Genomic DNA, 21,991 nt, shown 5'->3' with positions numbered 1-21,991 from the left:
ATCAGAACACCCCGAGGAAGCGCCGGCGGCCACGCGTCACCGTCACTTCGTCCTTGCCTGAGACGAGAACGATCTCGTCGGCCAGCCGCTGGAACACCAGGAAATCGCCGCGACGGATGAAATTGCCCACCACGCGGTCGCCGTGATCCTTGTACATCGGCACGGGCCACGTCTGGGCTTTAACTGGCATGCGCATCCAGATGGAATGGCCGTCATCGAATACGACCTCAGGTCTGAATTCCGCATTACCGTCGACGGTGTAATCCCAGTTGAGCTTGTCGGGCGACACCGTAATCGAGCCCGAATCGCCGCCGCGTTCTGTCGCGGTCGCACCCGGGCCAGCCCCTCCGGCTTCGTCGCGCACATTTACGCGTGCCATCGGCGCGCGAGGATACTGAAAGCGCACGGTCTGGTAAAAGAAGCCACCGGCGGGCGAAGCGATCAGCGTGAAGTCGTACTCCCGGCGGTTCGTCGTCAGGTGCAGCGTGTTCACCAGGTCCGCCTTGTGCGGCTTGATGAAGACGTGATTCATCTTGTCGTCGTCAATTTCCCACTGCACGCTATCGCCCATAGCAGGGTCAGCGATCAGCTTCTCGCCCCGTTCGAGCTCGATGGTCGTCAGCTTCAGCGGCGCCGTCAGCACACGAAAAATCTGGTCGCGGCTGTAGGGAAACACGCCGATGCGGGCGTCACCCGGCATCGTCAACGGGTCAGAGCCACCGTTAAACGGATTGACAGGGCTCATCGGGTCCCCGGCGATCATCGCGGCGTTGAAGGAGCCGGTATCAGCAGGCCGCTTGCCGTACACCGCTGCTGTGGGCAGGATGATCGCTGAGAGCAACACGAATAGCCCGCGCGTGGGCCGCTGGTATCTGGAGGTCATGCTGTTCAAGCTCCACCGGTCCGCTCGAGGCGGAAAAACGGGATGTAGATGCCAAAGGGATTCGCCGTGAGGGCCGCGTCAGCGGTAGGCGCGACGATCTGGTAGCGCAGGGTCAGCGCATAGGACTTGACGTCCGGCTTGCCAGTCGCGCCTGCTTGGGAAGTCGTCGTTGTGAATTCAACGAGGACGGTCTGGTCTTCAAGCAGCGCAATGTTTCGCACATTGACTTCCCGGATCAGCTTCGGATTTGCAGTGATCTGCTGGAACGGGGCGTCGTCGCGCAGCCAGCTTTTGAACTGGTCGGTTGCAGCCCCAATCATCTGGGCCTTCACCGAGTTGATGTTTGACGACATGCGCGACGTCGTCAGGCTGTCGGTCAGCACCGGCTCGATCGTGAACCAGCGGACCGCCATATCTCGCATGCTCGTGCGCACGGCTTGCGAATCTGGCTTGTAGGCGATGAGCTCGGTGACTACGGGATGACCGCTCACGTCCGCCGACACACCGACTACGCGCGTAACCGACGGCGGAGGCTGTCGAGTCCAGACGGCCCCTGCAGCAACGGCAGCGGAGGCGAACGCGATGAGCATCCAGCGATTGCTCTCGACCTTAAGCCGCGTGCTCGTCTCGAAAATGACTTTCGATGGATCTTCCTCGGCATACATGCCGGGGGCCGTGGATAGCGCGGCCTGCCGCTTGTTCCTGAAAATGCGCATGGCAACCCTTGATGAATGGCTACCATTGAAACAATTTCTAACCAGGCTTTTGCGGCGAAAGGCACAGAGATTTAACTGCCTTTTCAGCAACCCGTCGTTGGCGCTTTACGCTCTCAAAACGCTGCCGTGTAACGCGTTACGGGTCTAAACGCGAAAAGGCCATCAATTTCGCGCATCATTCCGAGGAAACCAACGAAGGCCCTGTGTTACTGGTTGTACACGTGAATCACCCATTATTCCCTGGGTCTATAACTGGTGATCGCCGGTTGCCACCGTTTCCCGTTTCCGATCAATAGGTTATCCCAAGTCCGGCCGCCCATGATTTTTAACGCGTTATACGTGTACACGTTCTACGCGAACCGCTGACGCTTAAGAGCAGCCTTGATGCCTCCCAAAACCTCTCTCGCACGTTCGACGTTTCGAGCCGGCACCCCTCGCGTCAGTGCATGGCCGTCTTGTGGATCGCGACCGCATTCGGTCCAAAGGCCCTCAATGATCGCCAATGTGATGTCCATCGCTGCGGCGTGTGGCACCGAGCCGCATTCCGGGGTATTCGGTCGATTGGTGCAAAAAACTGGCGGAACAGCGTGAACAGCCGCTTGTATCAAGACTGTGCGACCTCTCGGCGTTTGCGCATACGACCGATCAGCAAGTCTTTGATCAATCGATGCTCTTCGGCGAAAACCGCCAGAAACTGCACGGAAAGTACGGATACCCCCTTTCAAGCGTCCTTACAGAGATGCGCGACCAGTTCAATAGGAATCCTGAACTGATCATAGTGGGTATGTTTTTCGATCCGAATCGCATTCACGTGATGGGACAGTTAATGGCGGCTACCGAAACTTACAGTCATGCATGGCTCGATAGGTCCATCCGAAGGAGCGCCGATTTCCCCAGAACACTCACTGAAGAATCGGACCTTCCTCTCGTTTTGTCGAAGCCGAGCGGTCAAGCTGCGACTGACCTGCGTTAAAGTGCTGACGCACTCCTGAAGCGTATAGGATTGATCGATGGGGTAATTGTCCTTTTTGTGCAAAATCTGGCACCGACGGCCGCCGGCCCCCCCCCCGATTGGGCCAAATCAATCCCCCGAGGCCGCGATCTTTGCGCGTAGCCATGACGTATAAGCAGTTCGCTCCAATGGGTTCTTGAACGTTCCCATCTCGGGCTGGTAAGTGTTTCCCTTGCCGCCTTCTGCCATGTATTGGCCGACAAACTGTTGCTTCTCGGCCAGCGTCAATGATTTGATCTTCGCAGTCGTTCGACGTGAACGCTCTTCTGCAGAGCTATCCTTATCAAGGGCCGCAGGACGTTCAGAAGCTGATTCGACCTGGCCATCGCCCTTGGGCCTCACTTCAATGCGAGTGCCCTTTTCGAAGACAGTTCTTGCGTACCCTCCAGCGTTGCCACGAATTTGCCGGCTCTTGGCCTTCTCTTCGACGTAAATGGCAGTGTGTAAGGCGCGGTCTGGCTCTTGCTGGATCCAGCTTATAGCGAGTCGATCTCCGACACCAAGGCGAGTTAGGCGCTTGAATGCTTCGGACTGTCGAATAGCCTTATGTTCTTCGTCTTCGTTGGTGTCATACATCGACTTCTGAGGATTGTCTTCCACAAGGAAGCGTATCTGGACCACGCGTCTCGCCTCTCGCTTGTACTCCGGAGACACGATAATGTTTGACACCTGGTTGATTTCTTTGACGGCCTTTTTGATCACTTCGGCCGAAAAATGCTTGAATTCATCATACATGCTCGCGTCTGCGCCAAGCAGACGGCGCCAGGTCTCCACCGAAATCCAACCCGTCGATCCTGTTCGTTTAAATCGCAGACAGTTCTCGTATAGGGCAAGCGCGTAGCCCCCATTGAACTGCCGCTGCACATTGATGTTGATTAAGGTGTAGATGTCGGGATTCGCGAGCTTGCCCGCAAGCCAGTCGCTGTACTCGTACGAGCAAAGGCCATTCTTTATGCTGGCGTATGCAATGAGCGGAGACGCTTCCCAATCCGTCTTCCCACCATCGTGCAGGAGATCGAACGAAATTGGGGTCGACATCACCTTTAGCAGTGCGCGCTTCAATGCGTCGTAATTCTTGCTGTCGAACCCTAACATCGTGCAAAGGATGCCCACAGGCAAAGTATGGCGCTTCCTTGTAAGTAGGTCGTCGAACGCATTAAGTAGCAGCACGTTCACGATTTTGCGCTCGAGCAGCGACAGCTCACCGCTTACGTGAACCGTGGCCACGTGCTTCTTCAGTTCGCTAGGGGGAGGACCAAGCGGCTTGATATTGGGCATGCACTCTCCTAAGGCTTTCGGGATTTTAGGAGCTAAAAGTCATGGCGGCAACTTATCTGACACTGACTTTCCCGGGTCCGACGCACTGCATTCCCCATGAACCCCGACTTTTGAAGCCCCCATTAGCGCCGGCGAAAGGTCATGGTTTGTGGGGAAGATGGCGTCCGCCGGCGAAAGGTCATGGTTTATGGGGCTCTTTCGACAAAAGGAGAGGTAAAAGGTCATGGTTTGTGGGAGCTTCGCCGATCAGCGGTAACGGTCGGGTGGGGGCTTCCCTGCGAAAACTACGTCTCGAGGATTGCAATTGTGCTCACGTGGCGTCTACGGGAGTATGCAAGGAGCGAGACGTCGAAATCATGGGTGCCACGTCCGTCTGCACACTCTGATCCCGCGCCCATAAACCATGACCTGTGGAGATTGGCCGACGCCAAAAAGCGCAATTAATCAATGATTTGCTTCGCGCGCCCGTGTGGCCCCATAGACCCTGACTTAGACCCATTAACCATGACCTTTCACCCCACAAAGCCTGACCCACCTTCGATCAGCGCCCCATGAACCGTGACCTTTCGCCCCATAAGGCATGACCTAACCCCCGCCAAACCCTTGCCAGGTAAGGAAGCGGCGACCGTAAACGTTTTTAAAGTCCTTGTTTCCTAAAGAAACAACAAACAGGTGTTGGTTTCTTGATGGATGGTTCCAAGTAAAAACAACGCGCATAGCCAAGCCAATACGCTGCCGCAACTCTCGAACAATTAATGTTCTGCCTTCAAAACTCCCCGGCAAGGGCCGGTTGACGTGCTGTTCAGGGTTCGCAACCAGTCACAAATCGCTTGCACTTCATTTGATTAGCCACTAAGCTTCCGCAAAATTCAACACGGACTGCAAGCTTTTTCTCCGCGTGTTGAATCAACAAGTGCTGGTACTCGATACAACGAAACGGGAGCGGTTGATGAACACAGCAGTTCGGCGTGCCGAAAAGCCGCAAATGTCCATAAAGCTGAAGCATGCACCCAAGCCTGTACCTCTCGCATCCATCAAGGCAATTGCAGAGAACGCCAGTGGCATGCTCGTGGACGTACGCGAAAGCATGCTGGCTCCTCATCCGCGCAAAAATGCACCGGTCTTCACAACTGCACAGGTCGGTGAGTTGTGCCGCATCGACAGGCAGCGCATGCATTACCTGGCGCGAAGTGAGGATGATTTGCCTCAAGGTACCCTCCGTCACAGCCGCAGCAGGGAGTTTACTCTTTCCGAAACCAGGGTATGGATCGATCGAATTGGGCCGTATTCCAAGCGGCCCGCTGGCGTCAAGGGAAAGAAGATAGCAATTGGGAACTTCAAGGGCGGGGTCAGCAAGACGACTACCGCTATGACGCTGGCGCAAGGACTCTCGTTGTTCGGCCGTAAAGTGCTTTTGGTTGACTTGGACCCGCAGGCGTCACTTTCGGCGCTGCACGGCATCCTTGCGGACAGCGAAGTTTCGGACGAGCAGACCGTGCTTCCGCTGATTTACGGCGATGAAGAGGATCTCCAGTACGCTGTGCAGTCGACGTACTGGGACGGAATCGACCTGATCCCGGCGAGTGCAGCGCTCTTTGGCGCGGAGTTTTTCCTGCCATTTAAGCAGTCGAAGGACCAGTCGTTCCAGTTCTGGAATGTCCTGAACAAGGGGCTCGAGCCGCTATTGAGTGAATACGATGCCATCGTAATTGATACGCCCCCTGCCCTATCCTATTTGACGATCAACGCCTTCATGGCGGCGGACGGACTTATCGTTCCGACACCACCGAGCGCGCTCGACTACGCTTCCTCAACGCAGTTCTGGAATCTGTTTTCGGACCTTTCTGAGAGCATGCAACAAGTCGCGCCGGAATTGGCCAAGAGCTTCGACTTTATACACGTCCTATTGGCCAAGGTTGACCAAAGCCAGGCGGCAACACCCATCGTTCGCGACTGGATTAACAAGACTTATGAAGGACTCGTCCTTCCGGTGGAAATCCCTACGACGGCTGTCACGCAAACCGCCGCCGCCGAATTTGGCACGGTTTACGACATTTCCCGGTACCAAGGCAGTTTGAAAACCTATCAACGCGCTCGAGAAGCCTACGATCGATTCGCGGAAATTGTTGATCAGCAGCTTGTCGCACTGTGGCTTGCAGACCAGGAGGCCGAATGAGTATCAAAGACCGTCTCGCAGCGAAGTCTGCAACGATTGGAACGTCCCCGCGCCCGCAAAAAAACAACGAAGAGACCCCTGCCAGGCCGAAGACTGCCCCCGGTCAATTGATGGCATCGCTGCCATTACTGGCAGAGAAGGAGAAAGAGCTTCAGGCGGCGATTAAGCGCATCGAAGAGCTAGAAACGGTCGGCGATGGGAGTTTCCAAGAAGTCGATATATCGACCCTCGTCGAAGTTCCCGGCCGTAAAAGACTGTTGTCGAGGCAGGAATACGGCGAGCTGCGAGCGAATCTCGAAGCGAACCCTCTTATTCATCCGATCGTCTATCGTCCTCTGGGTAACGGTCGCAATGAAATTATTTCGGGAAACAACCGGGTCGCTATCTACCGGGACGATCTTAAGCGCACAAAGATCCGTGCGGTGCCCTTTACCGGGAGCGACGCGGAGGTTGAGCTCGGGGCTGCGTTCTCGAATCTGTTGGCCCCGTCACTTCCTGATTTCGAAAAGTACCGACAATTCCAGCGTATCCAGGAGAACTTGGGGCTAACGCAGGCTGACATTATTCGCGCATCGGGTCTGGCTCAGAGCCACGTCGCACGTATCCTCGCGTTCGATAATCTGCCGGTTGCCGCCAAAGAGCTAGTTGCCCTAAATCCGCATCGGCTTGGCGGGACCGCTGCGGCCAAGTTCGCCGCTCTGGCGCAACAGGGACACGAGGGAGCGGTAATAAGCGCAATCAAGGCCTTGGTTGAATCGGAAGACATGACCCAGGAGAGGGCTCTCACACTTGCGACTCCTACACGACCGAAATCGGTCGCTCCAAACGCCAAGACAATCAACATCGGTCGAAAAAGGTTTTGCGACCTGACAGTGAGGAGCGGGGTGGTCGGGCTGAGGTTTTCGGGGAAGGACAGCGAAGCCCTAGCAGAAACATGGGGGGAGCGCATCGCCGAATTCATCCGTCGAGAACTGGAGAGTAAAGAGGCAGCGCCATCCAACTTGGAGAATTAGTCGAATCAACGACATACCCCGCGACTTTCCCTCGGTCGGATGCCGCCATCCAAATTGGATAGTTCGCAAAATCAATCACTTAGGCCGAACGCAAGGTATCTAGAACCAACGCGTTACGCGTGGCACCATTCGGTCCGGCAGAGCGGAAGGGGATCGGATGGCGCCGTTCCCTGCGAACCGCTGCCTGTCGGCGGTTCGAACTGCTTGGCCTCAAAACTCACGCAATCCCGCTCTTTGGCGCTCGCTACTGCGGGCCTTGCTTCTCCGTCGCGCGGGTGAAGGGCGCCCCATAGACCATGACCTTTAGCGTTTGGGCCGCCATCGACGGCGATACCAGCCCAGCAGGGCTGCCGTTTGACGGAGCCACCCAGTTCGTCCTAGCGTCGTCCCCATAGACCATGACCTTTGGCTTGAGGAGACTATTTGCTTGAACACTTCCTACCTCTGGGCGCGAATATTTGGTCGTGACGAGACGGCTGATTTGTCCGTCGATGCGGGAGTCATGCCGAATTAGTTGACTCAACGGCGTCCCCGGCGACTGTCTGACTGGGGCGGCCATCCAAATTGGATAGTTCGCAAAATCAATCACTTAGGCCGAACGCAGGGCACTCCAAGCAACAAGTCGTGCGTAGGCGCCATTCGGTCGGGTAGATCGGGAGGGCAGGGAAGTGGCGACACTCCTGCCAACCCCAGAACGTCGACGACTCGAACGCTGTTGATGCTCAGAGCGTCGCGCGACCCGGCTCCTCGACATCCCTCAAAACTAAAACTGCTTGCCGGACCTTGGTGGAGTCTTGTCCTTCGGTCGCGCGCGCCGCGCGGCTCCCCATAAACCGTGACCTTTTGCATTCCCGCCGGCATAGACGGTTGTTAAGAGACGAGAAAGAGCGGGAGTCCGACAAAGCCGGCGAGATCTCGCCAAAGGCCCTTGGGAGAGGGCAGGGCGAGCGAGCAGCGTGAGGACGGAGAAAAGCCGAGATCGCTTGCTAGACTCTGCGCCGACGGATGGTTGTAACAGCCTTCGGCCTCTGCTCGGCCTCACCACGGGCCGTACGTGTTCACCAATGGCTGGTGGTAACACCCTTCGGGCTTTGATCGGCCTCGCCACGGACCGTACGCGTTCGGGCCAAGTTTGGCCCCAGACCGGGCTGCGAACTGAGAGAGCCCACGCTTCCCCGGGAAACGCCTGTCCCGTGCGGTCGCCCCTATTCACAAGGAAAACAAGCGTGACGGAAAAATCCTCTCGCGTAGGGCGAGAACTCTTGCTTAGGCGGGCGACGCCGGTAGTATGAAGGAAATCATCGGAGGAAAAGCATCGGATTGGCGCCTATTTCGGCTGGCTTTTCGGCGAATTGCGGTCCGGGGAGGCGCGGACAATGAGTGAGGGGCTAATGACAATGAAAATTGCGAGAAAGATAAATGAGTGACGACCCGCTGGCGCTGGCCGCGCTATACAGGGCGGGCCTGGGCTCTAAATGGGAGACCATGACGGAGGCGGCCGTCGCAATGGCCGCGGTAGGGGTGCGCGCGAGCAAGAATCGGATAGTTCAGGCGGTGGCGGTCTCCGAGTTTCCGACGGAGATCTTGGCTCTATTCGCCAGCGTTGGAATGGTGAACCGAACGGCTCGTGAGCTCATCCGAGCGCGAAACGAGCAGGGCATAGCTGACATGGTCGCGCGCTCCGCTAGTCTCAATCCTGCGGGGAAATCGAGGTCCGAGATTTTGGCGCACGTTTGCAACACCCGTAGTACGTCCGGCTATCGGCGGACGTACACGGGCGAAAGCCCTCTCGCGCTGAACGAGCGATATGTCCAAGGATGTCGTTCCGGCCTATGGTCAACAGTGCGACAGGCGGCGGACGCGATGGGTATGTCGCATTCCAGGCTGACGATGGCGTCGGCTATTGCCGCGTTGCCGCAGGAGTTACTGAATGCTCTCCCCACCGGAGGCCTGACTTTCGAGACAGGTCGCGCCCTTGTCGACTTAGTAGCGCTTCGCGGGGAAAAAGTCATTCGCGAAGAAGCGATCTCAGTTCAAAACATCGTCCCACGACTCAGCCCTCAACGCTTGTTGAGTCGCCTTATAGGAATTGACTGCTCCCCGGTTCAAGTCAAGGTGCGGCGTGGGAAGAAGAAAAATGGTCGTTCAGGCGGACTTTTCGTCGAGCTATATCTTGACCCTTCGGATCCGGAAAGCGAATCAAGGCTTGAGACGCTCGTGGGCTTAGTGAACCTGGAATTTGGAAGCGGTTCGAAGGTCGGCAGCGCCGCCATTGTGCCGCGGGATGAACGGCTTCGACCATATCTTGCACAGAAGCAGCGGCTTGACAGACCAGCTCCCCTTTCTCGTCTTTCGGTACCGCCCCACCTGTCCGGGTCTGCGGGAACAAACCGCGACACAGCCATGCCACCCGTAGGGATTGACGACGATCGCGCCGCGCTGGAGCGCTGGCTGTCCGAGTACACAAGCCCGGCGACCAAGAACAGATATCAAAATGAATTGGAGCGGCTGCTGTTATGGGCACTTTTCGCAAAAGGCAAGCCGCTGTCGAGCATCGATGTGAACGATGCGAACGAGTACATCAATCGATTTACGTTGGACCCACAGCCATCATCTGTGTGGGTAATGAGGGGGCGACGCTCACGCGACGAGCCGACGTGGCGTCCCTTTCGCGGGCCGCTCTCGGACGAAAGTCGCCAAAAAGCTCTCCACATAGTGAAAAAGTGCTTTAACGATCTCATCGCGCATCGGTACTTGGTGGCAAACCCGTTCCAAAATGTGAAGGTCAATCATCAGCCGGGTATTCGGTTAGAAAATGAATATACTGAATTACACGAAGACAGCGGGGCGTGAAGGCCGCTGCGCACCCGAACCCAGCTTGTCAAGACTATGGCCCTAGAGGGCCGGCCGACCAACGGGATGTACCGAGGTCACGAGGGCATTAGCTTATGTCCGTGTGGTCGGCCACCTCGCATAGCGTGTTACGCACCGGCTCGCCTCAGGAAGACTTCGGCCTCCCGGTACTGACGGGCAATCTCTGCAGTCGCATAGATCGAGGTCGTGTCCAGCGAGTCGTGGCCCGCAAAATTTCGCGCACTCTCGAGACTCATGCCGTTCGCGACCGCATGCGATACGAACGTGTGTCGCAACCAATGCGGGCTGACCTGTGCGAATGCGCGGGCATGCGGCGAGTCCTCGCGCAACGCGGCCGCGGTCGCGGCGGAAAAAAACCGCTTCACTGCCTTGTAGAGCTGGTCGTGATGGATCGGCCCAGCCTGGCGGGCGAGGGCGGCCAGCGCCTGGTGAACATCGTCGCCACGCTCGGCCGCTTCACGCCGCACCCGGCCGATGTCCTGGTTGTCGGGCAGGGCGGGGATAAGCGGAGTGCCGACAGGGCAGACGAGGGGATCGCGAGGGAAATCCCGCGTCTCCAGGTAGTCGCCGAGCGCCTCCAGCACGGCGGGCACGAGCGGAATGAAGCGCTCCTTCGCGCCTTTCCCCACCACGCGCAGGAGATGGATCGAGCCAAGCTCAGCGCCGGCGTAACGGACGCTAATGTCGTCAGTGAAGGCGCCACACAGTTCGGCGCGGCGCAGGCCGGTGCTATATGTAAGGGCAAGGACGAAGCGCATGCGGGCGGCGGCGGCGGAGTCGGGCAGGGAGTCGAGCACGCGCATCGCAAACGACCAGGCCTCCCTAGTCAGACTGCGCTCCACCTGCACCCGTGGCTTCGCGGCAACCCGGCGCTCATTGCCAGCCTCGTCAGTTTCGCTGCCGAGGAAAACCTTGATCTTGGCAAACGCGTTGTGGTCGAGATACTGCGCGTTGACGAGATCGCCAAAGAACTTCTTAAGGGCGGCAAGCGCATCCTGGCGGCTCTTGACCGATAGCGGGCCACGAAAAGGGCGCCACTCCGGTTCGCCGCGCGGTACGGCCCGGTTCATGACCCACTGCGCGGCCGGCTGAGGATCAACGAGGAAGCGGTTGATGTACTCACGCGCGTCGTTGATGTCGAGACCCGATAGCGGTTTGCCCTTCGCAAAGATCGCCCACAGCAGCAGCCGTTCGGCTTCGGCGCGGTATTTGTCACGCGTGTTCGGATTCTCGTAGTCGGCCAGCCAGAAGGCGATCGCCTGCAGGTCATTCTCCGCACCGCTGTTGTTTTTGATCAGATTGCGGTTCGCGCCGCGCGAGCCGTCGAGATCCGTCGGCGCCAGAAAATATTCCAAAGGTACGATGGCTGTGACCGGTTCACGTCGAAACCGCGGCACAGGCAGGCGCTGATCAGACGGGTGAGTGAGCGCCTCCTGCGCGATGCTGAGCCCATCGACGTCGCGATAGTTTTCGAGCCACGCTGAAATGCGGCGGGCGCCCGTTTCGCCCAGACGTGACACGTTCCGGTACCAGCGGTAGCCGACAGCGTTGATGGTTTCGACCAGCTTTCCGATCGTGGTGATGCCAACGTCTGAGAGGCGCAGCGCCACCGCCGTGTCGAACCAGCCAAGCACGTGATGGTCAGGCTTCGGATCCTCTACCACGAGGCGCGCGAGCGCATTGAGCGCGGCCATCTGCCGGATCCGCAGTCGCGCATTGCGCTGCTGCCGGCGCAGTGTCGCGGTCAAGTCCGCGCCCGGGCCCGCGTGGTGCGCGGTGAAAAGATCGAGGAGTTCCTTTTCGGTATGGAAGCCGTCCGGGTCGTGCTGCGCGGCGAAATCTTCCAGCGACGGCGCGGCCGCGGCCGGTTCGGCGGTGGCCAGCGCCGTCGGCCGGATCGCGAGCAGCCGCGCGGTCGCAAAATCCTGCCGCTTGCGGGCCGCAGCGACGAACGCCGTCACCAGCCAGTTGCGCGTGGCCGTGGCTTTCCGCGCGTCCCGGCCGAACTCGAGATACTGATCGGCCAGCTCTGCCAGATCGAGCCCCTCCAGATAGCCGCGGAAGAATGCGAGGTGCTGCAGGCCGATATGGCGAGCTGCGGACTGTCGTGCATTGAAGCGAAAGTTGCAGCACCTCCGATTAGCCCGTCACCGAACGGAGGCTGGTTTCCGGGAGTGCCGTTTTCACTTTCGCTTCTTCGCGTCAGGAAGTGAAAGACGGAAATGCCAGAGAACGGAAGAGAAAGTCTGAAATGTCGAATACGGGCAGGCCGGGATCAACGAACGTTTTGTGAAACATAGGTGTTATACATACCGACCGAACGGAACCCAGCACTGGTGGGGCTTTGACGGCAATCGGGCTTGTTTTTACCCTGATTGTTTCACGATGAGACGTAATCCGCGAGCGGGCCCCCAGCAGAGTCAAGCGTAAAATGCATATGCACTATGCGAGCGTGGACGAAGTGTAGTGGTTGATACGTATTTTGTAATGGGGCGCCGAATGCAGGGGAATTCGACGGCGTGGCCGTCGGAAGGGCGGATTACCCGGTGTTTTTGTACTAAAACATGGTGATCGGGCAAAACCGGAGCCTTGACCATGATCGAACCACGTTTCGTGCGGGCCGTCAACAGCACGCGTCCTTACGGCGCGCATCGTTACGACGTGTTCGGACCGAAGGTGGGGCGCCCGCTAACACTGTTCGGGCGATGTGCGCTGGATCTGTGGATCCGCCTCGAATCGGATGCCCACGTATTCGCATACTGTGAGAGGCCCCTGAGTATTCCCGGCACGAACCCAGCGCGGACCGTCGATTTCTGGGTCCGCACACCTGATGAAGAGAAATTATGCGTCGTGCTGCGTCCGTCGGAGTCGACTGCAGCCGCGCGGGGCGATAGCCTGTTTCCTGCATTCGAGAAATGGAGCAGGGCGTCTTCGATGCAGCTCGACCTCATTCATCCACAGCATCTGGACGACCCGCCGGTGTTGCGCGATAACAGGATGACGATGCTGCAGCACCTCGCGGGCACTCATTCGATTCCTGTCGGGGCATTGATCCGTGGCGTCCAGGACCAGTTACATCACGGCCTGACTCTGGCCGAACTCGAGCGGCGGCTAGCGCCCATCGACCCGATGCTCGTGCGCTCGGCGGTTTTCAGACTCGTGTTGCGCGGTGAGATGCGGTGTCCAGCACTTGGACTCGAGCCGCTGGGGCCGCACACCCGGCTGGAGCTGCCGTGAAAACGATCGCATTCGGTGCGTTGCGGTTCGATCGCCAGTCCATTCCGCAGGCTCTGATGGATGTCGGGCAGTGGCCACCCGCTGACGACAATGCGCTCTCTGACGAGGGGCGCGAGCTGCTGCAGCGCCGGATCAGGGCGATGACACTGTTTGTCGATGGGCACACTCCCCTGCGCGAAATCAGCCGGCAAACCGGCATTGGTTTTAACGACCTGTATCGTGTCTTCGAGCGATGCATCACGCAGCACGAGGACGGGCGCATCTTCGGTTGCCGCGCGCTGATTCCCTATCAGCATACACGGCCCTATGATCGCCGCTCGCTGGTCAAGCCATCCCGTCAAGACGTCGCAAGTAACGCCAGCGGCGCCTTCACCCAATTGCTGCAGCGTTATCCGGACCTCGCGCGCTGGATCGAACGCAAGGTCACTGAACGAAGCCGGAAGCACGCGGAGCCGACCGAAGTGCACCGCCATTTGTGGCGACTGCACGGGGGCTTTCTTGCGGAGTGCCGGCAGGCGGGCATTCCGGCACATGAATATCCATTCAACCAGAAATACCTCGGCGAGCGATCGCTTGCCACGTATGTCCGCACGCTGGCGAACCGGAATTTCGACGCTGCGGCCCGGGCAGCAGGTGCCCGGCAGATTGGCCATCGTTGGCGCGACGATCCCGAAACCGTGCGCAAACCGGCGACCCGTCCCTACGAGGTAGTCGAGTTCGACGGTCACAAGGTCGACGTGCGCCTGACACTGCGCATCGATGACCCGTTTGGTTTCGAAACGCTGCTTGTGCTGCACAGGATCTGGATCCTGCTGCTGCTCGACGTGGCAACGCGCGCCGTGATTGGCTATACGCTTTCGCTGGGCCACGAATATAACAAGGACGACATTGCTGTGGCCCTGCAGGCCAGCCTGATGCCACACACAGCACGCGCGTCGAAGATTCCGGCGCTGACTATCCGGCCGGGCGGAGGGTTCCCGTCCGCGGTGATTCCCGAAACGGCGTGGGCATGCTGGGGCACGTTTCGCTTCGACGCCGCGAGGTCCCACTTCGCAACTGCGACGCTCGAGCGTCTGACCCAGGTTGTCGGCTGCGCGACCGACAACGGGCCACTCGGCCAGAAGAATGAACGTGCGCTGATCGAGCGCTTCTTTGACCGGATAGCGTCGCACTTCGCGCACAGATTGCCGGCCACCACGGGTCGTGATCCGCGCGCAGTCGAACGCGCACTCAACGATGTCAGTGGCAAAACCTCGTTGATGATGACCCTCGACGAACTGGAGGATGTGATCGACGTGGTTCTCGCCGACTACAACGGCGAACCGCACGGAGGACTGGGCGGGCGAACCCCGCTGGAGGCGATGCAGTTCCTGCTCGCGAGAGAGGACGGACTGCTGCGCACGCTACCGTTAGCCCGGCGCAGTACCTTGTGTCTTCTCCAGGAGGCTCGTGTCGTCACCATTCGCGGCAACGTGAGCCGAGGCGAGCGCCCGCACATCAATTTCGAACACGTGCGCTATGACAGCCGCGTGCTGTCGGGCATCGCGGGACTGATCGGCAAGCAGCTCCGCATCTATTTCAACGTCAAGGATATCCGCCATCTGCACGCGTTCCATATGGACGGATCTGAACTTGGTGTGCTGACCGCAGCGCGGCCCTGGTGCTTTACGCCACATTCGCTGCGTGTGCGGCAGGAAATCTTTTCGCTGATCCATCAGCGAAAGCTGGCGGTCCGGGAGGGCAGCGATCCCGTTAGCGCATGGTTTGTCTACAAGAAGAATCAGGCGCGAAGCCATACGCGCGATGCAAACGACCTGGCGCGCATGCTGTCGGACCGTGCGAAGTTGCATCAGGGATTGCCTGCGCCCGACGTCGCCGATGCGAGCGCAGCGGTAACCCGTGAAGCGCAGACGGCGGAACCGCCTGCGAAAACCGCACCGAGGCCACCGTGGCTGACGCAGATTTTCACGTTCGGGTGACCGATGCCTGACTCGCTGCCACGTCCTGTTGATCCCTCCGAACATCCGCTCGCGAACCAGACGTACATCGTGCCCACGCCGGCGATCGCGGCGATGTACGCGCATGTGCGCCAGTGTATCCGGCGTGGCGTCGCCGGCGCCCTGATCTATGGGCACACCCGCTGGGGCAAAACATACGCGATCCGGTACTGCGTCCGGCTTCTGCGTCTGGAGCTGCCTCGCGCGGCGATCCTGACGATCGGCATGCCGCGCAATCCGTCGCGTTCGGAAGCCCTGTTTTTCGGCATGCTGCTGAAGGCGGCACAACATGAGCGCCCGGATAGCGGCACGGCGTTACAGCGCCGGCTGCGTCTTTATCACAAGCTGGCTGAACTGGTAGAACGCGCCGCTGGCAACAGACTAATCGTGTTCGTCGACGAGGCGCAGCGTCTGGAACTTGAGCACTACGAATGGCTCCGTGATGTGCAGGACGAACTGGAGCGCCGAGGCGTACGGATGTTCACGTTTCTCGTCGGTCAACCGGGCATCCTGAACCGCAAGAGCTCGTTCCGGCAAAGCGTCGACACATCTCAGATCGTATCCCGTTTCATGATTGACGAGTTGCGCTTTGAAGGCTTCCGTTCCGCCGACGATCTGAAGATGTCGCTCGGCGCGTACGACACTTCGACCTTTCCGGATCGCAGTGAATGGCCCTATACGCGCTTTTTTCTGCAACGTGCATTCGATTCGGGTTTCCGCTTGGGAAAGCAGCACGGGGTGTTGTGGGAGGCGTTCGATGCCGCGCATCGGCGCGCGCGGTTCGATTTCACGATGGAAATACCGACGGAATATCTGGCCCGCACGGTGGAGATCGCGCTGACGGACAACATGCAGCACGACGCTGCAGACTTCGCACTGAGCCAGGCCAGCTGGTCGCAGGCGGTGGAGGAATCGAATTTCGTCGCCGCACTTGAGGAGTTACGCATCATCTTTGTCGACGAGGCTGCATACGGATCATGACGCGGCGCTTTGATATCCTGGTCCCGCAACATGAGCCGGAAACGCCCGGCCTTTGGTGCTGGCGTGATGACTGGCACGCCACCGGGCAATCTGCGTTCGCACTGCTCGCGAAATTCCAGCGGCTCAACGCGCTGTCATGCGCCGGCCTCGCGGACTGTTTCGGCCGTCGTGAAGGGCGGCGGTCGGTATCGGGGAGCATGGACCTGCGCGACGCACGGCAATTTGATGTCCGTCGCCTGATGGATGTGCTTCGCCTGCCCCTGGAAGACATCGCGTGCGCGTTCGTCATGCCGTCGCATCTGGCGCACGTGATCGCGGTGCCGACGCTGCGCTGGTGCGCACGGTGCGCGCGTGAGGGCGTCCACCTGACGGTGTTCCAGCTGCGAACATGTCGTTCGTGCCCCGTGCACCACACTCCGCTGGAGGAGTGTTGCCCCCAGTGTGCCCTTGAGATTCCCTACCGGCTGCGACCAGACGTTTTCAGGGCGCCGTTCTGCTGTCCATCCTGCGGCACGCCGTGGATTGCACCGTCGCGCGGTCTTGATGACCTGCGGGTCGACGGTGCGTATCGGCGTCTGCTTTCCCGGTGGGCCGCCGGCCAGCGTCGTGTCCTACAAGGTGGTCCGCAAACGGATCCCATGGACGGCGTATGGAGCGTACGCCGGCCCGAGGAAAGGGAACTGAGCGGGTATGCATCGTGTACGATGTTCCCTGACGCAACCGCCGGTGACGATGAACTCCTGGCGGGAGCGCGCAGTTGCTACAAGGCCATCAGGCGCTGGGTCATGCGCGAGTATGGCGGCCAGCATCACGTGTGCATTGCGTCGGCCACCCACCATCTACGCAGGAGGATGGATGGCCGCTCGACGCCGCCGTTCTGTCCGGTCGCACAGGCTGTGTTGCGGTGGCGCACGAAATGGGAAGGCTTTGGCGTTCCCGAGGCGCTGCTGCATCCACCGCTGCACGGTCCGCTTGGGATCGTCGTCTGGCTGTCGCGTTATGCGCCGATCGCGCCTGGCGAATGGAGCGAGTCAACGAGCCGATGGCTCACGCTGCATCTGTTCGCAATCGCATGTCTCGACAGTTTTCATACTTTCCTCCATGAAGCGCAGCAGGCGCGCAGTCATGAGCGCATTGTGTGGTGGCCGTTTCCCGTCCATGACTTCCCGCAGCGCGAAGTGGTCGCGGGGGGCCGTGACCGGCCCGATGATCCCGCACAATTCCGACTGATGTCGCTCCAGCTCAAGCGAGGTATCCGCGTTTTGCCCAGCACCACACCCGGCGGCCTTGCACATGAAGAACATCATGCAGGGCTTTTGCTCGCTATCGGGAATGCGGGCGACGGACCGGTTTCGTCTCTTTCGCCTCGACCTCCAGAGCACGTCAATCAGCCGACAGCACCGGGATACAGCGTTTCGGCTGTGCTGCCGCGATACGACGCTTGCCCGGTCTTCACCCCCGCGAACACCGTTGAAGGCGATCCGAAATCTGTTGTTGCCGTGTGAGTGTCAACGCAGGCTCTCTCTGGAGAACGGAGTTGCCGTAAATTTTCTGACGAACTGAGAAGCCGGTATGTAGCAGCAGGCGAGTGCACTCGGGCAGCCCCTAGACCGATCGCCCAACTCGTACGGCCCATCGCTCGGCGGTGGTTGTTATGGATAACGAATGATATGTGCGTTGCTCGTGCTATCGAACTTGAGGTGATTACGCTCAAACATACTGATGCAGCAGCGGCAAACGCGGACCTCCGGGCGGAACCGCCTCTCTCTGCGCAAAATCGCAGCCGGTAGTGAAATCCATCATCACCAGTCCAGCCGATGTTTTTCTTCCGTCTCCCGGTGACGGGTGTCGTCGTCGCTATGAAGATAGATGCTCGTCGTCGAAATCGATGCGTGTCCGAGGTTGTCTCGCACGAGTCGCAGATCGAGGTTGCCGTCGGCCATGTGCGATCCGGCGCTGTGCCTCAGCCAGTGTGCGGATGCACGCTCCAGGTGCGTCGCTCGCGCGGCATAGTCTTCTCCGCGAAGCCTCAATTTGTCCGCTGCGCCAGCAAAGATACTTTTAATGATCGAGTGCAGCGCGGCACGCGTGAGTGGCTTCGTCGATTTGCCGAGCGGCAACACCAGCGGCGTGTCCTCGTGCGCGGACGGCAACGGTGCGAGCCCGCGCGCGCGCCGGTACCGCGCGAGTTCGACCATCATCTCGGCGGATGCGGGGACGAGTCGTTCCTTGTCGCCTTTGCCAAGCACCTCCAGCCACCACCGTTCGTTCCCCTCGTTGTCGCGCCGGCAGAAGAACTTGCCCATCGTGTTGCCACCGACCTCCGAGATCCGCAGGCCGCCGAGGTAGAGCAGGGTAAAGAGCCATCGCGCGCGCCAATAACGTTCCTGTTCCCGGTCGCTATCCCGCGGCAGGCCGTCGATATAAACCTTCACCTCCTGCCAGAGGTCGCGTTCCAGGTAGCGGGTGATGCGCGGCGCCTGTCGGCGGGACCGCTGGCGCGACAGGGACAGCGGGTTGCCTGCAAGGTAGCCCGCTTCCACAAGCCATGAGAACAGCGCATTGAGGATGACCATCGCCTGACGCTGGCTTGAGACTGCGAGCGGCCCGTAAAACGGTCGCCAGCGCGGATCGTGACGCGGAAACTTTCGCCCGCCATCCGACATCCAGCGCGAACGCGGCTGGGGATCGCCAAGAAATATCCTGTAGGCGAGCAGGTCCTCATGCGTGAGTGATGACAGAGGTTTGCCCAGCTGCACAATGGACCATAAGAGAAGTCGCTCAGCTTCCTTACGGTAGTTGTCGAACGTGGTCTTCGTGTCGACGACGCGTGCCAGCCACGCGCGGATCGCGCTCAGGTCGTCAGCTGCGGCGATTTGCTGGCGACCGTTCGCCCGGTTCATGCCGTGACGACCGTCAAGGTCGGGCGGCAGGTCCAGCGCATCGAGCGGGCGCGGCGCGATCAGGATCGTCGTCATGGTTTCATCGTGGAACGGGTAGGAGCATGTGTCATCGCGATTGTCGCACGCGTGGGAGCTCTTTTGACACTATAGTCATAATGTCCAGACTTCGGAACGTAGCCAGTATGCGGCGGACTGTTCCAGGACGCGCTGAAGGCTTACGGCATGCGCTCGTCGATGAGTCGGCGCGGCGACTGCTGGGTCAATGCACCGACCGAAAGCTTGTGGGGTTCGTTGAAAGTTGCACGCCTGCATGGCCGGCACATCGCGACCCGGCGTGCGGCAATGGATGAAATCTTCGACTGGCTTGGCTTTTATAATTCTCGCCGGCTACACTCGACGCTCGACTACGTCAGCCCCATGACGTTCGAGAAAAATTGGCTCGCAGCTCGACAGGGACGAGCCGCGTAAATCTCTCAGCTATGGGATTCGCGAAACAGGGGCAACGTCAATTGCGGCGAATTTTGCAGGCCCCGCGTATCATCCCCATGATGCTCCATTATCGCCTCTTGGCCGGGAAAGGACGATGTGCGAATGACAATCAGCGATCTGGGAAATACAATGAATTTCCAACTCATGACATTAGTCTTACTGTGTCACAAAATTCATTTGCAGCAAGGTGATGCCTGGTAGTATTGAATAATACAGACTTCGGGCGATCGCGATGAGTGGAGATGTCGACGAATTTGACGCGTATCTGGATCATCTGGGGCAGGCGTTAGGGCACGCCGATCGCCATGCCGGCCTCAAGGGTTACTGTTCGGGCCTGGTGTTGCCGCTGTCGCGCAAGAGCGTCGAGCCGATGGCCGCGCACATTGACCCACTTCACGCGAGTGCGAAGCACCAGTCACTCCATCACTTTGTGGCCAAGGCAGAATGGTCTGACCGCGCGCTTCTGCAGCGGGTACGCGAATGGGTGATACCAGCGTTAGACGCGCACGCTGCTGAAGAAAACGGCTACTACTGGATCATTGACGACACCGGCTTTCCAAAGAAGGGACGTCATTCGGTCGGGGTGGCACGTCAGTACTGTGGGCAACTCGGAAAGCAGGACAACTGCCAGGTTGCAGTGAGCCTGTCGATCGCGACGCAACGCGGCAGCCTGCCGATTGCCTGGCAGCTGTATGTCCCCAGGGAATGGATTGACGACCGGGAACGTGCCCGTCGTGCGGGCATTCCCGACGATCTGGCCTTCGAGACCAAGCCTCAGATTGCGCTGGCCCAGCTTCGCGAGGCTATGGCATCCGGCATTGCACCGGGCATCGTGCTGGCCGATGCCGGGTATGGCGACGAAACCGCTTTCCGGGAAGGCGTAACGGAACTGGGTTTGTTGTACGCGGTAGGGATCCGGCCGGGCACCTCTGTGTGGGCACCAGGTACGGCGCCGCTTCCGCCCAAGCCCTGGAGCGGGCGCGGCAAGCCACCGACATTGTTGCGCCGTGCGCCCGGCCACGAGCCGATCGCCGTGAAGGAACTGGCCATGCAATTACCCGTAAGCGCCTGGCAATCCGTAACCTGGCGCGAAGGCAGCAACGCAGCACTTTCCTCGCGCTTTGCCGCCGTACGGGTTCGTCCCGCACATCGCGACTATTGGCGAAGCACCGTTCGCGACGAAGAGTGGCTGCTTATTGAATGGCCTGATGGCGATCCGGAGCCGCTCAAATACTTTCTCACTACCGCGCCCGAGGAGGCGACACTTGAGCAGCTTGTGTTCGTGACCAAAATGCGCTGGCGCATCGAGCGCGACTATCAGGACCTGAAACAGGAGTTCGGGCTCGGTCATTATGAAGGGCGAGGCTGGCGTGGCTTTCACCACCACGCCACCCTGAGTATCGCTGCGTATGGGTTTCTGATGGCTCAGCGACTCCGAATGCAATCAGATGGACGCGATAAAAAAAACTTCCTTGAACGCGCGCTGTCTGCCCTTCCCCCGGATTACATCCCCCGGGGCAGTCCAGCGCGCTCAACGCCACGTTCCTGATTCCATTACCACGTTGCGCATCCTGCTTGGACTAAGGCTCATGCAACGATGGCTCTCTTCCCGTACGGCAATAGAGCGCGCAACTAATTATGTGACACAGTAAGATTAAGGATAGCTATGGAAAATCACATGGAAGATGCAACGACGGACGCGGTGGTGGCACCGTTTCCCGTCATACCGGAATGGCAGGAAGCCGTGGATATTGAAGGCGTGAAGCTGTTCATGCACAGCTTCGCCGGCGGGTTGGCCGGTGCGCCGCTACGCACTTCGCGGTTCACGATCCTACCCGGTTGCAGGACGCTGGAAGACGAGCATGCGGTCCGGGAGATCTGGTTCATCTCCGAGGGTACCGTCGATGTCTGTTACGACAATGCATGGCATCGCGTGAGTGCCAGGCGAGCGGTATTTTTCGAATCGTGCAAGCCTCACTTCGCGAGGAATAACGGTGGTATCGAAGCGCAGATTTTCTCCGTGTGGTGGGCATGATGACTGACAGATACGATCTGGCGGTTGTCGGCGGTGGCATAGTCGGCGCATGGACCTTGTATCTGGCGACTCTACGCCACCCGCGATGGCGTATCGTGCTCGTCGATCGATACAGGGTAGGCGACGGAGCGACCGCCCATTCGGCCGGCGTGCTTCTCGCCACGGGGCGTTCAGCGCGCGAACGCAAGCTGGCGGCGATCAGCGCCGATCTTTACGGCGATGTACAGGCGCTGCTCGGTTTGAAAACGACCCAGGCCGACGTATTCTGGGTTGCCGACGCCCAATCTAGTGGTCTGCGTCAAACGGATTGCATCTTATTCAGCTTGGTGCGGGCACGCGTGACTTTCGCCAGAATGTCGGAAGCTTTAGCGGTCCAGATGAAGGGTTTTGGATCACC

Annotated in this window: 15 protein-coding genes and 2 pseudogenes; 12 read left to right on the top strand and 5 right to left on the bottom strand. The window is 59.3% G+C overall.

Annotated elements, in window-relative coordinates:
• Position 1: 1 nt before the first annotated feature.
• Positions 2-883, bottom strand: a complete 882-nt coding sequence (locus tag HWY30_RS29490; protein ID WP_090812942.1) for a TrbG/VirB9 family P-type conjugative transfer protein — start codon at positions 881-883, stop codon at positions 2-4.
• 5 nt (positions 884-888) lie between these two features.
• The gene (locus tag HWY30_RS29485; RefSeq protein ID WP_090812782.1) at positions 889-1,599 is read right to left on the bottom strand and encodes a VirB8 family type IV secretion system protein; all 711 of its coding nucleotides are present in this window, start codon (positions 1,597-1,599) and stop codon (positions 889-891) included.
• Positions 1,600-2,125: 526 nt separating this feature from the next.
• On the opposite strand from HWY30_RS29485, the gene HWY30_RS29480 reads away from it, so the two are divergent.
• Positions 2,126-2,572: a hypothetical protein gene (locus HWY30_RS29480; protein ID WP_143037379.1), complete on the top strand. Its 447-nt coding sequence runs from the start codon at positions 2,126-2,128 to the stop codon at positions 2,570-2,572.
• Positions 2,573-2,680: 108 nt separating this feature from the next.
• Here the strand turns inward: HWY30_RS29480 and HWY30_RS29475 are convergent, their stop codons facing one another.
• Complete coding sequence (locus tag HWY30_RS29475; RefSeq protein ID WP_090812780.1) at positions 2,681-3,889, bottom strand: replication initiation protein; 1,209 nt, start codon at positions 3,887-3,889, stop codon at positions 2,681-2,683.
• A 949-nt stretch (positions 3,890-4,838) separates the two neighbouring features.
• Between HWY30_RS29475 and HWY30_RS29470 the strand changes: the two genes are divergently transcribed.
• The 3 genes from HWY30_RS29470 to HWY30_RS29460 all read left to right on the top strand — a co-directional run bounded on the left by HWY30_RS29470 (position 4,839) and on the right by HWY30_RS29460 (position 9,931).
• Positions 4,839-6,065, top strand: coding sequence for a ParA family protein (locus HWY30_RS29470; protein WP_090812941.1), 1,227 nt, complete (start codon positions 4,839-4,841; stop codon positions 6,063-6,065).
• Positions 6,062-7,078 (top strand): ParB/RepB/Spo0J family partition protein, encoded by a 1,017-nt coding sequence (locus HWY30_RS29465; protein WP_090812779.1) that lies wholly within the window; start codon positions 6,062-6,064, stop codon positions 7,076-7,078. Before HWY30_RS29470 ends, HWY30_RS29465 begins: the two co-directional genes overlap by 4 nt.
• A gap of 1,863 nt (positions 7,079-8,941) precedes the next feature.
• Positions 8,942-9,931: a hypothetical protein gene (locus HWY30_RS29460; protein ID WP_143037378.1), complete on the top strand. Its 990-nt coding sequence runs from the start codon at positions 8,942-8,944 to the stop codon at positions 9,929-9,931.
• A gap of 128 nt (positions 9,932-10,059) precedes the next feature.
• Here HWY30_RS29460 and HWY30_RS29455 read toward each other — a convergent pair whose 3' ends face one another.
• On the bottom strand, positions 10,060-11,913 hold the full coding sequence (locus HWY30_RS29455) for a phage integrase family protein (protein WP_244145058.1): 1,854 nt from the start codon (positions 11,911-11,913) through the stop codon (positions 10,060-10,062).
• Between the two features lie 634 nt (positions 11,914-12,547).
• On the opposite strand from HWY30_RS29455, the gene HWY30_RS29450 reads away from it, so the two are divergent.
• Genes HWY30_RS29450 through HWY30_RS29435 form a run of 4 tightly spaced genes read left to right on the top strand, consistent with a single transcriptional unit; the run spans position 12,548 to position 17,672 of the window.
• Complete coding sequence (locus HWY30_RS29450; protein WP_090812776.1) at positions 12,548-13,189, top strand: hypothetical protein; 642 nt, start codon at positions 12,548-12,550, stop codon at positions 13,187-13,189.
• 20 nt (positions 13,190-13,209) lie between these two features.
• Positions 13,210-15,168 carry an integrase core domain-containing protein gene (locus tag HWY30_RS29445; protein ID WP_244145057.1) on the top strand — a complete coding sequence of 653 codons (1,959 nt, stop codon included), beginning with the start codon at positions 13,210-13,212 and terminating at the stop codon, positions 15,166-15,168.
• A gap of 3 nt (positions 15,169-15,171) precedes the next feature.
• Entirely contained in the window at positions 15,172-16,167 is a 996-nt protein-coding gene (locus HWY30_RS29440; protein ID WP_090812774.1) for an AAA family ATPase, read from the top strand.
• Positions 16,164-17,672 (top strand): hypothetical protein, encoded by a 1,509-nt coding sequence (locus HWY30_RS29435; RefSeq protein ID WP_143037377.1) that lies wholly within the window; start codon positions 16,164-16,166, stop codon positions 17,670-17,672. The genes HWY30_RS29440 and HWY30_RS29435 overlap by 4 nt, the downstream gene beginning before the upstream one ends.
• Positions 17,673-17,969: 297 nt before the next feature.
• Here HWY30_RS29435 and HWY30_RS29430 read toward each other — a convergent pair whose 3' ends face one another.
• Complete coding sequence (locus tag HWY30_RS29430; protein WP_143037376.1) at positions 17,970-19,145, bottom strand: tyrosine-type recombinase/integrase; 1,176 nt, start codon at positions 19,143-19,145, stop codon at positions 17,970-17,972.
• Between the two features lie 108 nt (positions 19,146-19,253).
• Here HWY30_RS29430 and HWY30_RS29425 point away from each other — a divergent pair.
• From HWY30_RS29425 to HWY30_RS29410, 4 genes and pseudogenes are all read left to right on the top strand, one after another.
• A pseudogene (locus HWY30_RS29425) lies at positions 19,254-19,538 on the top strand (integrase core domain-containing protein); the annotation flags it as partial.
• Between the two features lie 253 nt (positions 19,539-19,791).
• Positions 19,792-21,108, top strand: a complete 1,317-nt coding sequence (locus HWY30_RS29420; RefSeq protein ID WP_090812771.1) for an IS701 family transposase — start codon at positions 19,792-19,794, stop codon at positions 21,106-21,108.
• A 129-nt stretch (positions 21,109-21,237) separates the two neighbouring features.
• Entirely contained in the window at positions 21,238-21,594 is a 357-nt protein-coding gene (locus HWY30_RS29415; protein ID WP_244145056.1) for a cupin domain-containing protein, read from the top strand.
• Positions 21,591-21,821: pseudogene (locus tag HWY30_RS29410) on the top strand (FAD-dependent oxidoreductase); the annotation flags it as partial. The gene HWY30_RS29415 and the pseudogene HWY30_RS29410, both read left to right, overlap by 4 nt.
• Between the last annotated feature and the right edge of the window lie 170 nt (positions 21,822-21,991).

Origin of the sequence: Paraburkholderia tuberum STM678 (assembly GCF_902833905.1) — a bacterium.
GTDB lineage: Bacteria > Pseudomonadota > Gammaproteobacteria > Burkholderiales > Burkholderiaceae > Paraburkholderia > Paraburkholderia tuberum.
The sequence above is the reverse complement of the archived record's forward strand: the minus strand, read 5'-3'. Positions and strand labels throughout refer to the sequence as shown.